The sequence below is a fragment of the Massilia sp. ZL223 genome, assembly GCF_018119395.1.
Taxonomy (GTDB): domain Bacteria; phylum Pseudomonadota; class Gammaproteobacteria; order Burkholderiales; family Burkholderiaceae_D; genus Telluria.
In genome coordinates, this window is record NZ_JAGPWD010000038.1 from 14,537 (window position 1) to 26,659 (window position 12,123).

Sequence of the window (12,123 nt, forward strand, 5' to 3'; positions counted from 1 at the left end):
AGCGAAGCGGAACCGGTTCCGCTAGCCGGCGAATGCAAAAGCGCCTCCGAAGAGGCGCTTTTTCGAGTGGCCGCCGCTTAGCCGACCCACTTGCGCGCGTTGCGGAACATGCGCATCCACGGCGACTCGTCACCCCAGGAATCCGGCGCCCACGAGTGCACGACGGTGCGGAACACGCGCTCGGCGTGCGGCATCATCGCGGTGAAGCGGCCGTCTTCGGTGGTCACGGCGGTCAGGCCGCCCGGCGAGCCGTTCGGGTTGAACGGGTAGGTCTCGGTTGCCTGGCCGCGGTTGTCGATATAGCGCAGCGACTTCAGCGCGGCGTTCATGTCGCCGGTCAGCGAGAAGTCGGCGAAGCCTTCGCCGTGGGCGATGGCGATCGGCGCCTGGGTGCCGGCCATGCCCTGGAAGAAGATCGACGGCGAGTCCAGCACTTCCACCATGCCGAAGCGCGCTTCGAACTGCTCCGACTTGTTGCGGGTGAACTTCGGCCACGCCTGCGCGCCCGGGATGATGGACTTCAGGTTGCTCAGCATCTGGCAGCCGTTGCACACGCCCAGGCCGAAGGTGTCCTGGCGCTGGAAGAAGCGCGCGAACTGTTCCGACAGCTGCGGATTGAACAGGATGGTCTTGGCCCAGCCCTCGCCCGCGCCCAGCACGTCGCCGTAGGAGAAGCCGCCGACGGCGATGATGCCGTGGAAGTCGTCCAGCTTGGCGCGGCCGGCGATCAGGTCGCTCATGTGCACGTCGACGGCGGTGAAGCCGGCCTGGTGCATCACCCACGCGGTCTCGATGTGCGAGTTGACGCCCTGCTCGCGCAGGATCGCCACGCGCGGGCGCACGCCGGTCGCGATGAACGGGGCAGCCACGTCATCAAGCAGGTCGAAGCTGAGCTTCGGGGTGATGCCCGGATCCTGCTCGTCCAGCAGGCGCTCGTATTCGGCGTCGGCGCAGGCCGGGTTGTCGCGCAGGCGCGCGATGCGCCAGCTGGTCTCGCTCCACAGGCGGTGCAGGCTGCTGCGCTGCACGTTGTAGATCACCTTGGCGTCGCGGGTGAACTCGATCACGCCACGGTCGTTGTGCTTGCCGATGATGTGGCTGCAGGCGCCCAGGCCCAGATCGCGCAGCACGTTCATCACAGCGCTCTTGTCTTCCGCACGCACCTGCACCACGGCGCCCAGCTCTTCGCTGAACAGCGCGCGCAGGGTCATCTCGTTGCGGCGCTCGGCGACCTGGCCGGCCCAGTTCTTGGCGTCGCCCCAATCGGAAGCGTGCTCGCCTTCCATGGTCAGGATGTCGAGGTTGACCGAGACGCCGGCGCGGCCCGCGAAGGCCATTTCGCACAGGGTGGCGTACAGGCCGCCGTCCGAGCGGTCGTGGTAGGCCAGCAGCTTGCCGTCCTTGTTCAGCTGCTGGATGGCCTGGAAGAAGGCCTTCAGGTCCTCGGGCGAATCGACGTCCGGCACGCTGTCGCCCAGCTGCTGGGTGACTTGCGCCAGCACCGAGGCGCCCAGGCGGTTCTTGCCGCGGCCCAGGTCGATCAGCACCAGGGCGGTTTCGCCGAGGTCGGTGCGCAGTTGCGGGGTCAGCGAACGGCGCACGTCGGTAACCGGCGCGAACGAGGACACGATCAGCGACACCGGCGAGATCACGGCCTTGTTCTGGCCCTCGTCGTTCCAGGTGGTGCGCATCGACAGCGAATCCTTGCCGACCGGGATAGACACGCCCAGCGCCGGGCACAGCTCCATGCCCACCGCCTTGACGGTGTCGAACAGCGCGGCGTCCTGGCCCGGCTGGCCGCAGGCCGCCATCCAGTTGGCCGACAGCTTGATATCGGAGATGTCGCCGATGGCGGCGGCGGCGATGTTGGTGATCGCCTCGCCAACGGCCATGCGGCCCGAGGCGGCGGCGTCGATCACGGCCAGCGGGGTGCGCTCGCCCATGGCCATCGCCTCGCCCACGAAGCCTTCATAGGACATGGCGGTGACGGCGCAGTCGGCCACCGGCACCTGCCACGGACCGACCATCTGGTCGCGCACGGTCATGCCGCCCACGCTGCGGTCGCCGATCGTGATCAGGAAGGATTTGTCGGCCACGGTCGGCTGCAGCAGCACGCGGCGGCCGGCTTCTTCCAGCTCGATGCCGGTCAGGTCCACCGGCGGGAAGCTGTGCTCCACATGTTCGACGTCGCGCAGCATCTTGGGCGGCTTGCCGAGCAGGACGTCCATCGGCATGTCGACCGGGGCCGCATTCGCCTGGTCATCCGCCTGGTCGTCGATCAGGCGCAGCTGGCGTTCTTCGGTGGCGGTGCCGACCACGGCGAAGGGGCAGCGCTCGCGCTCGCACAGTGCTGCAAATTTTGCAAGGTTATCCGGCGAAATCGCCAACACATAGCGCTCTTGCGATTCGTTGGACCAAATTTCTTTCGGCGCCAGACCGCTCTCCTCCAGCGGCACCTTGCGCAGCTCGAAGATCGCGCCGCGCTTGGCGTCGTTGACGATTTCCGGGAAAGCGTTCGACAGGCCGCCCGCGCCGACGTCGTGGATCGAGATGATCGGGTTGTCCGCGCCCATCTGCCAGCAGCCGTTGATGACTTCCTGGGCACGGCGCTCCATTTCCGGGTTGCCGCGCTGGACCGAGTCGAAGTCCAGGTCGGCGGTGTTGGTGCCGGTCGCCATCGAGGAGGCGGCGCTGCCGCCCATGCCGATGCGCATGCCCGGGCCGCCCAGCTGGATCAGCAGGGAACCGACCGGGATCTCGTCCTTGTGGGTGTGCGCGGCCGAGATGTTGCCGATGCCGCCAGCGATCATGATCGGCTTGTGATAACCGTAGACCGCGCCCGCCGCACCGACGTTTTGCTCGTAGGTGCGGAAGTAGCCGCCCAGGACCGGACGGCCGAACTCGTTGCTGAAGGCGGCGCCGCCGATGGGGCCGTCGATCATGATCTGCAGCGGCGAAGCGATGCGCTCCGGCTTGCCGTAGACGGCGTCGCTGCGGCCAGCGTCGCCCTTGGTCACGTCGCTGGCGTTTTCCCACGGACGCTGGGCGTCCGGCAGCAGCAGGTTCGACACCGTGAAGCCGGTCAGGCCCGCCTTCGGCTTGGCGCCGCGGCCGGTCGCGCCCTCGTCGCGGATCTCGCCGCCGGCGCCGGTCGAGGCGCCCGGGAACGGGGAAATCGCGGTCGGGTGGTTGTGGGTCTCGACCTTCATCAGGGTGTGCACCAGCTCGGTCGACGGAGCATAGACTTCGCCAGCGCGCGGGAAGAAGCGGGTCACGGTCGCGCCTTCGATGATCGAGGAGTTGTCGCTATAGGCGACCACGGTGCCGCGCGGGTTCAGCTGGTGGGTGTTCTTGATCATCGCGAACAGCGACTTGTCCTGCTTGACGCCGTCGATGATCCAGTCCGCGTTGAAGATCTTGTGGCGGCAGTGTTCGCTGTTGGCCTGCGCGAACATCATCAGTTCGACGTCGGTCGGGTTGCGCTGGGCCTTGGTGAAGGCCTCGTTCAGGTAGTCGATCTCATCGATCGACATCGCCAGGCCAAGTTCGGTGTTGGCGCGCACCAGCGCCTCGCGGCCGGCGCCAAGCACGTCGATCTTCTCGAGCGGCTTGCCTTCCAGTTCGCTGAACAGCTGCTGGGCCTCGTCGGCGCGGCGCAATACGGTCTCGGTCATCCGATCGTGCAGCAGCGCGACGACGGCGGCGACTTCCTGGTCCTGCAGCTTCTTCGGCGCGCCGATGCTGCTGCCCAGGATGCCTCCCTTGAGCACCACGGTATAGCCGACGCCGCGCTCGATGCGGTGGATGTGGGCCATGCCGCAGTTGTGGGCGATGTCGGTCGCTTTCGAAGCCCACGGCGAGATGGTGCCGAGACGCGGGATCACGAAGAACTCCTCGGTCACGCCCTCGTAGAGTGCTTCGGGCGCAGGCTCGCCGTACGTGAGCATGGCGGACAGCTGGGCAGTGTCGTCCGTGCTCAGCGGAGCGCTGGCGTCGATGAAGTGGTAGAAGCGCGCCTGCACTGCGGCAATCGACGGGGCGACGGCTTGCAATTGGCTCAGGAGGCGTTGGCTACGGAAGGCGGAGAGGGCGTTGGAACCCGGCAGAATCAACATGGCTTGGACAGTCGGTTGATGCAGCGTGGCTGCTAGGGTGGAAGATAGCCCGCTATTATACAGCGTTGCAACATTGCCCGGATATGGACACTTCGAATGAAGATTTCTTGATATGAGCGATGCTTATAGGTATCTTTACCGAACAAAATGACAATAAGCGCGCCTTCATCACTGCGCGCAAGAGGCGAAAGAGACGGCAACGATGCAAGAGAACGGAAACCTGGCGGTCCTGGTGGTCGATCCCAACCAGGGAATGCGCACCAGCCTGCAAAACATGCTGAACCAGATCGGCATCTCGAAGGTCGAGTATGCGGTCAACGCCAACACGGCCATCAAGCAGCTGAGCCGCCGTTCCTACGACGTGATCTTGTGCGAGTACGACCTGGCCGGCGGCAGCGGCGAAGGCCAGGACGGCCAGCAGCTTCTTGAGGACCTGCGCCACCACAAGCTGATCAACGCCTCGACCATCTTCATCATGCTCACCTCCGAGGGGGTGTACGGCAAGGTGGTCAGCGCGGCCGAGCTGACCCCGACCGACTACGTCCTCAAGCCCTTCACCGTGGACATGCTCAGCGGCCGCATCAAGCGCGCGCTGGAGCGCCGCGCCGCCCTGCTCCCGGCCTGGCAGCAGGCCGCCCAGGGCAGGCTGCGCGAGGCCATTGCCGCCTGCGAAAAAGGTGCGGCGGCGCTGCCGCGCTTCGGACTCGACTTCACCCGCCTGCGGGCGGAACTCCACGCGGCGCTGGGCGAGCATGGGGAAGCCGGCTCGATCTACCGAGAAGTGCTGTCCGAGCGCCCGCTCGGCTGGGCCGGCCTGGGCCTGGCGCGCACCCTGCTCGCCCAGGAGCAGGTGGAAGAAGCCCGCGCCGTGCTCGAACAGCTGATCCAGGGCAACCCGCAACTGATGGCGGCCTACGACCTGCTTGCGCGCTGCATCGAAATCAGCGGCACCCCGGCCGAGGCGCAGAAGGTGCTGGAGGAAGCCGTCGCTATCTCTCCGCACATGGTGCGGCGCCTGCGCAAGCTGGGCGAAGTGGCGATGGAAGCGGGCGACGCCGAGACGGCCGAGAAATCCTTCCGCCAGGTGGTCACCAGGGCGCGCTATTCCGAATTCCGCAATCCCGAAGACCACGTCAACCTGGTCAAGGCGCTGGTCACGCGCGGCGACGTGGCCCAGGCCGGCAATGTGGTGCGCGACCTGGACCGTTCGCTGCGCGGCAATCCGGCGGCGGACACCTGCAAGGCCTACTCGAACGCGCTGGTCCAGGACAAGGCCGGCAACCCGGCCGCCGCGGTGGCCGAGCTGCATGCGGCGGTGAACGCCGTGCGCGGCGCCAGCGGCCTGTCCCCTACCCTCAAGATCGGCCTGGCGCAGGCTTGCCTCGACTACAAGCTGGATGCGCAGGCGTCGGATGTGATGCTGACCGTGATGAACGACGTCGACAGCGGCGTCACGGTCGACCAGGCGGTGGGCGTGTTCGTGCGCGCCGGCCGTCCGGACCTGGCCGACGGCATGGGCCAGCAGCTCAAGGCCCAGGCCCAGATCCTGCTGGGCGTGGCCGACGAGAAGCGCAACATGGGCGACGTGCGCGGCGCGGTGCAAACCCTGCTCGAGGCCCTGCACATGGCGCCGAACAACACGCAAGTGATGGTGGCCGTGGCGGGCGGCATCCTGCGCCAGATCAACGAGCTGGGGTGGGACCACCACCTCAGCGAAGTCTGCGCGCAGCAGCTGGAACACCTGCGCGCCTACGACGCCCAGCACCCGCGCCTGGCCGCGCTGTCGGACGAATTCCTGGCGGCCAAGCGCAAGTATGGTATCTCGGCCGCCTGAACGGAGGCCGGGCGTGCGCGCTCCCGCGCCGCTGCGCGCTCAGGCCAGGGCTTCCTTGGCCGCTTCCTCAGGCGTCAGGCCCTCGTAGAACTGGTCGGCAAACCACTCGACCTGCTCTTCGATGTGATCCTGCGCCTGCTTGACGGTCGCGCCGCCGGCGACGAGGAACTGTTCGACCTCGATGCACCACTGGATGAACGCCAAGGTTTCTTCGTCGAGTTCTTCTTTCTTGGCCATGGCTTTTTCCTTTATCGATCCTGGTCCCATTCTACCGCAGCGGCGCGGCGCGCCCTAGGCCTTCCCGAAGCCGCCGCCGCCGGGCGTCTCGATCACGAACAGGTCGCCCACGCCCATATCGGTCTTGCCGATGTGGCCCAAGACCTCGGCCCTGCCATCGGCCCGGATCACGGTGTTGCGGCCGCGCTCGCCCGGCTCTCCGCCCGCCATCCCGAAGGGCGCGTAGATGCGGTTGTTCGACAGGATCGCCGCAGTCATCGGCTCCAGGAAACGGAGCTTCCTCACGCCGCCGTTGCCGCCATGCCAGCGCCCCGCCCCGCCCGAAGCCTGGCGGATCTCGTAGCTCTCCAGCCGTACGGGGAAGCGGAACTCCAGGATTTCCGGATCGGTCAGGCGCGAGTTGGTCATGTTGGTCTGCACCACATCCGTGCCGTCGAAGCCCTCGCCCGCGCCCGAACCACCTGAAATGGTCTCGTAGTACTGGTAACGCGCATTCCCGAAGGTGAAGTTGTTCATGGTCCCCTGGGCCGCCGCCATCACGCCGAGGGCGCCGTAGAGCGCATTCGTGATGCAAGTTGAGGTTTCCACATTGCCCGACACCACCGACGCCGGATAATGCGGGTTCAGCATGGAGCCAGGCGGAATGATGACCTTCAGGGGTTTCAGGCAACCCGCATTCAGCGGAATCTCGTCGTCCACCAAGGTGCGGAATACGTACAGCACGGCCGCCATGCACACCGCCGAGGGCGCGTTGAAGTTGTTCGGCAGCTGGCCCGAGGTACCGGTGAAGTCGATTTCCGCGCTGCGCGCCGCCTGGTCGACGCGGATCGCCACCTCGATGCGCGCGCCGTTGTCCAGTTCATTCACGAAGTGGCCATCCTTGAGCGCCGAGATCACACGCCGCACCGCTTCCTCGGCGTTGTCCTGCACGTGGCCCATGTAGGCGCGCACCACGTCCAGCCCGAAGTGCGCGACCATCTTGCGCAGTTCCTCGACGCCCTTCTGGTTGGCGGCGACCTGGGCGCGCAGGTCGGCCATGTTCTGGTCGGGATTGCGCGCCGGGTAGCGCGCGCCGAGCAGCAGCGCGCGCGCTTCTTCTTCGCGCAGCACGCCGTCCGTCCCGTCGACCAGCTTGAAGTTGTTGATCAGGACGCCCTCCTGCTCGATGTGGCTCGAGTCCGGCGGCATCGAGCCGGGTGTGGTGCCGCCGATGTCGGCGTGGTGGCCGCGCGAGCCGACGTAGAACAGGATCTCCTGCCCCGCCTCGTCGAACACCGGCGAGATCACGGTGACGTCCGGCAGGTGGGTGCCGCCGTTGTAGGGGTCGTTCAGCACATAGACGTCGCCCGACTTCATGCGTCCCGCGTTCTCGCGCATGACGGTCTTGATGCTCTCGCCCATCGAGCCCAGGTGCACCGGCATGTGGGGCGCATTGGCCACCAGGTTGCCGTCATGGTCGAAGATCGCGCAGCTGAAATCGAGGCGTTCCTTGATGTTGACCGAGTAGGCCGTGTTCTGCAGGCGCAGGCCCATCTGCTCGGCGATCGACATGAACAGGTTGTTGAAGATTTCCAGCATCACCGGATCGGCCGTGGTGCCGATCGCGCGGCGCTCGGGCAGCGCTTCGACGCGGGCCAGCACCAGGTGGTTGTAGGGCGTCACCCGCGCCTGCCAGCCCGGCTCCACGATGGTGGTGGCGTTGTCCTCGGCGATGATGGCCGGGCCGCGCACCGTGTGTCCCGGCGCCAGCGCGCGGCGCGTATACACGCCGGTATCGCGCCAGATGCCGCCGCTGAACATGGGGACCGTCTCGGCCGGCCGCGGTGCGCCCGCCTGCGCCTGCGTGCTCGCCTGCTGTTCCGGCGGCGCATCCGAGCGGCCGATCGCTTCGACCGATACGGCTTCCACGACGAGCGCGCGCGAAGGCATCAGGAAAGAATAGCGGCGCTTGTAGGCCTGTTCGAACTGCGCCTGCATCGCCGCCATGCCGCCGTGCAAGACCACCAGCGCCGAGTCGGTGCCTTCGTAGCGCAGGTGGACGCGCTCGACCAGCGCGATACGCTCCGGCGCCACGCCCTGGGCCAGCAGCTGGCCGCGCGCCTGTTCGCCCAGCGCGGCCAGGCGGGATGCGAGGCCGGACAGCGCCGGTTCGCCCAGGCGCTCCTCGACAGCCTGCTCGCGCATCGCGGTCTGGTCGGCCAGGCCCATGCCGTAGGCCGACAGCACGCCGGCCAGCGAATGGATGAAGACCGTCTTCATGCCCAGCGCATCGGCCACCAGGCAGGCATGCTGGCCGCCGGCGCCGCCGAAGCTGGTCAGCGCGTATTCGGTAACGTCGTGGCCGCGCTGCACCGAGATCTGCTTGATCGCGTTGGCCATGTTGCCGACGGCGATCTGGATGAAGCCTTCGGCCACGCTTTCCGGGCTCGGACGCTCGCCGGTGGCCTGGAAGATCTCCTCGGCCATGGCGCTGAAGCGCGCCTCGACGGCCTCGGCATCGAGGGGCTCGTCGCCGCCCGGCCCGAACAGGTGCGGGAAGTACTGCGGCCGGATCTTTCCGAGCATGACGTTGCAGTCGGTGACCGCCAGCGGACCGTCGCGCCGGTAGCTGGCCGGGCCCGGATGGGCGCCCGCGCTGTCCGGCCCCACGCGGTAGCGGCTTCCGTCGAAATGCAGGATCGAGCCGCCGCCGGCCGCCACCGTATGGATACTCATCATCGGGGCGCGCATGCGCACGCCCGCGACCTGGGTCTCGAACACCCGCTCGAACTCGCCCGAGAAATGCGACACGTCGGTCGAAGTCCCGCCCATGTCGAAGCCGATGATGCGCTCGAAGCCGGCCAGCTGGCTGGCGCGCACCATGCCGACGATGCCGCCCGCCGGTCCGGACAGGATGCTGTCCTTGCCCTGGAAGGCGCGCGCATCGGTCAGGCCGCCGTTGGACTGCATGAACTGCAGGTTCACGCCTGGCAGCTCGCCGGCGACCTGGTCGACGTAGCGGCGCAGGATCGGCGACAGGTAGGCGTCGACCACCGTGGTGTCGCCGCGCGCGACCAGTTTCATCATGGGGCTGACTTCGTGCGAGACCGAGACCTGGGTAAAGCCGATCTCGCGCGCCATGCGCGCGACCAGCGCTTCGTGCCGCGTGTGGCGATAGCCATGCATGAAGACGATGGCGATCGAGCGCAGGCCCTGATCGTAGGCCTGCTGGAGGGCGGCGCGGGACTTCTCCTGGTCGAGCGCCTGCACCACGTCGCCGTGGGCGCCGATGCGCTCGTCGATCTCGATCACTTCCGCATACAGCAGTTCCGGCAGCACGATATGGCGGTCGAACAGGCGGGGACGGTTCTGGTAGGCGATGCGCAGCGCATCGCGAAAGCCCCGCGTGATCGCCAGCACCGTGCGCTCGCCCTTGCGTTCCAGCAGCGCGTTGGTCGCGACGGTGGTGCCCATCTTGACCGCCTCGATGCGCTCGACCGGCACCGGCGCGCCGGCCTGCACGCCCAGCAGGTGGCGGATGCCGGCCACGGCGGCGTCGCGGTATTGTTCGGGATTCTCGGAAAGCAGCTTGTGCGTGAGGAGCTGGCCGTCGGGCTTGCGCGCCACGATGTCGGTGAAGGTGCCGCCACGATCGATCCAGAACTGCCAATCCATGAGTGTCTCCGCTAAGCTTGTCGAATCGCCTATTGTAGTCCCACGGCGCGCCGGTTTTGGCGAAAATGCACGACAATGGCCGTCGTCTCAACAGGATGAGTCATCGTATGGAAAACTGTCTGTACACGGTCGCGCAGCTGCGCGCCATCGAACAAGCCGCCTATGCGGAGCTGGCGCCGGGCACCCTGATGCGGCGCGCCGGCAAGGCGGCCGCGGACTATGCGCTCGAACTGCTGGGCGAGGACCGCAGCCAGCCCGTGCTCATCCTCGCCGGCCCCGGCAACAATGGCGGCGATGCGCTCGAGATGGCGGCCAACCTGGCCGAGGCCGGGGTCGACGCGACCGTGCTGCATCTGCCGGGCAGCGCCGAAGCTTCCAGCGAGACGGCCGCCGCCTACGAGCGCGCCCGCTCGGGCACGGTCGGCTGGATCGACATGCTGCCGCCCGGCGCGCAGTGGGGTCTCGTGGTCGACGGCCTGTTCGGCATCGGCCTGTCGCGGCCGATCGAAGAGCCTTATCGCGAACTGGTCACCGGGCTGGACGAGCTGCGCTGCCCGATCCTGGCGCTGGACGTGCCGAGCGGCCTGGATGCCGACAGCGGCGCGGTGGTCGGCGGCCAGGATGGCGTCGCGGTGCACGCCACCCACACCCTCACCTTCCTCGGCGACAAACCGGGACTGCATACGGCCGATGGACGCGACCATGCCGGGGAAGTCCGCGTGGACATGCTGGGCGTGGAGGCGGCCAAGCTGCCCCTGGCCGGCGCACGGCTGAGCGGTATCGGCGTCTTCGCCCGCCATCTTGCGGCGCGGCGCCACAACACCCACAAGGGCAGCTTCGGCGACGTCGCCATCGTCGGCGGCGCCCACGGCATGGCCGGCGCACCGGTGCTTGCGGCGCGCGGCGCGCTGTATGCGGGCGCCGGGCGCGTCTACGTCGCGGCCCTCGACAAGCCGCCCGGCTACGACAGCTTGCAAGCGGAGATCATGTTCCGCCTGGCGGACGACTTCGAGTTCGACAAGCGCACGCTGGTCATCGGCCCCGGCATGGGCGGCTCGGCGAACGCGATGCGCCTGCTGGCCAAGGCGCTGGACAGCGACAGCCCGCTGGTGATCGATGCCGACGCCCTCAACCTGATCGGCGCCAGCCCCGACCTGCAATCGCGCCTGGCGCAGCGGTCCGCGCCGGCGGTGCTGACGCCGCATCCGCTGGAAGGCGCGCGCCTGCTCGGCATGACCACCGGCGTGGTGCAGGCCGACCGCCTGGAATCGGCACGGGAGATGGCCTTGCGCATGAACGCCACCGTGATCCTGAAGGGTTCGGGCTCAGTGATCGCGCGGCCGGATGGCGAGGTGCTGGTCAACCCGACCGGCAATGCCGGGCTGGCGACCGCCGGCAGCGGCGATGTGCTGGCGGGGATCTGCGGCGCGCTGCTGGCCCAGGGCTGGCCGGGCTGGGAGGCGGCAGCGGCCGCGGCCTGGATCCACGGCGCGGCGGCCGACCTGCTGGTAAAGGAAGGCGTGGGACCGATCGGAATGACGGCGGGCGAACTGCCGGCGGCAGCCCGCAAGCTGCTCAACAGCCTGGCGCGTTAGGAAAGCAGGCGGCCGCCGGCGATGGTGAGGGTGCGCCCGCAGCGGGCGGCCATGGCCGGGTCGTGCGTCACCAGCACCAGGGTCGAGCCGCGCTCGCGGTTGAGTTCGAACATCAGCTGGATCACGGATTCGCCGGTGGCGGCATCCAGGCTGCCGGTGGGCTCGTCGGCGAACAGCAGCGGCGGCTGGGTGACGAAGGCGCGCGCCAGGGCGACGCGCTGCTGCTCGCCGCCCGACAGGTACTTGGGATAGTGCTTCAGGCGGCTCGACAGGCCGACGCGGCCGAGCATCTCAGCCGCCTTTTCACGCGCGGCCGTATCGCCGCGTAATTCGAGTGGCAACATGACGTTTTCCAGCGCATTCAGGTGGCCCAGCAGCTGGAAAGACTGGAACACAAACCCCAGCTTGGCCTTGCGGAATGCCGCGCGGCCGTCCTCGTCGAGGGCGAAGATATCGGTGCCGTCCAGCTCTACCGTTCCCGAGGAAGGGGTATCGAGACCCGCCAGCAGGCCGAGGAGGGTCGACTTGCCGGAGCCGGAAGCGCCGACCAAGGCGAGCGTTTCGGCGGGTTGCACGGTAAAATCAATGTTTTGCAGGATGGTGAGCTCGCCGCTCGCGTCGGCCACCTTCTTCGACAGGCCGCTGACCCGGATCGCGGGTTTGCTCGCTGCTTCATCGGTGACCATAT

The 12,123-nt window shown here is 67.8% G+C and carries 6 protein-coding genes; 2 read left to right on the forward strand and 4 right to left on the reverse strand.

Translation table 11 applies throughout. The annotated features are described in order from the left end of the window. Positions 1-77 precede the first annotated feature (77 nt). Positions 78-4,115, reverse strand: a complete 4,038-nt coding sequence (gene purL / locus KBW95_RS19950; RefSeq protein WP_211522751.1) for a phosphoribosylformylglycinamidine synthase — start codon at positions 4,113-4,115, stop codon at positions 78-80. 202 nt (positions 4,116-4,317) lie between these two features. Between purL and KBW95_RS19955 the strand changes: the two genes are divergently transcribed. Next, positions 4,318-5,949, forward strand: a complete 1,632-nt coding sequence (locus KBW95_RS19955) for a response regulator (protein WP_211522750.1) — start codon at positions 4,318-4,320, stop codon at positions 5,947-5,949. 39 nt (positions 5,950-5,988) lie between these two features. On the opposite strand, the gene KBW95_RS19960 is transcribed toward KBW95_RS19955, so the two are convergent. Both KBW95_RS19960 and KBW95_RS19965 read right to left on the reverse strand, forming a co-directional pair. Continuing rightward, on the reverse strand, positions 5,989-6,186 hold the full coding sequence (locus KBW95_RS19960; RefSeq protein WP_211529163.1) for a hypothetical protein: 198 nt from the start codon (positions 6,184-6,186) through the stop codon (positions 5,989-5,991). Between the two features lie 54 nt (positions 6,187-6,240). After that, on the reverse strand, positions 6,241-9,840 hold the full coding sequence (locus KBW95_RS19965) for a hydantoinase B/oxoprolinase family protein (protein WP_211529164.1): 3,600 nt from the start codon (positions 9,838-9,840) through the stop codon (positions 6,241-6,243). A gap of 107 nt (positions 9,841-9,947) precedes the next feature. Between KBW95_RS19965 and KBW95_RS19970 the strand changes: the two genes are divergently transcribed. Next, positions 9,948-11,435 carry an NAD(P)H-hydrate dehydratase gene (locus tag KBW95_RS19970; protein WP_211529165.1) on the forward strand — a complete coding sequence of 496 codons (1,488 nt, stop codon included), beginning with the start codon at positions 9,948-9,950 and terminating at the stop codon, positions 11,433-11,435. Here KBW95_RS19970 and KBW95_RS19975 read toward each other — a convergent pair. After that, on the reverse strand, positions 11,432-12,121 hold the full coding sequence (locus tag KBW95_RS19975; protein WP_211522870.1) for an ABC transporter ATP-binding protein: 690 nt from the start codon (positions 12,119-12,121) through the stop codon (positions 11,432-11,434). The genes KBW95_RS19970 and KBW95_RS19975 overlap by 4 nt on opposite strands. Between the last annotated feature and the right edge of the window lie 2 nt (positions 12,122-12,123).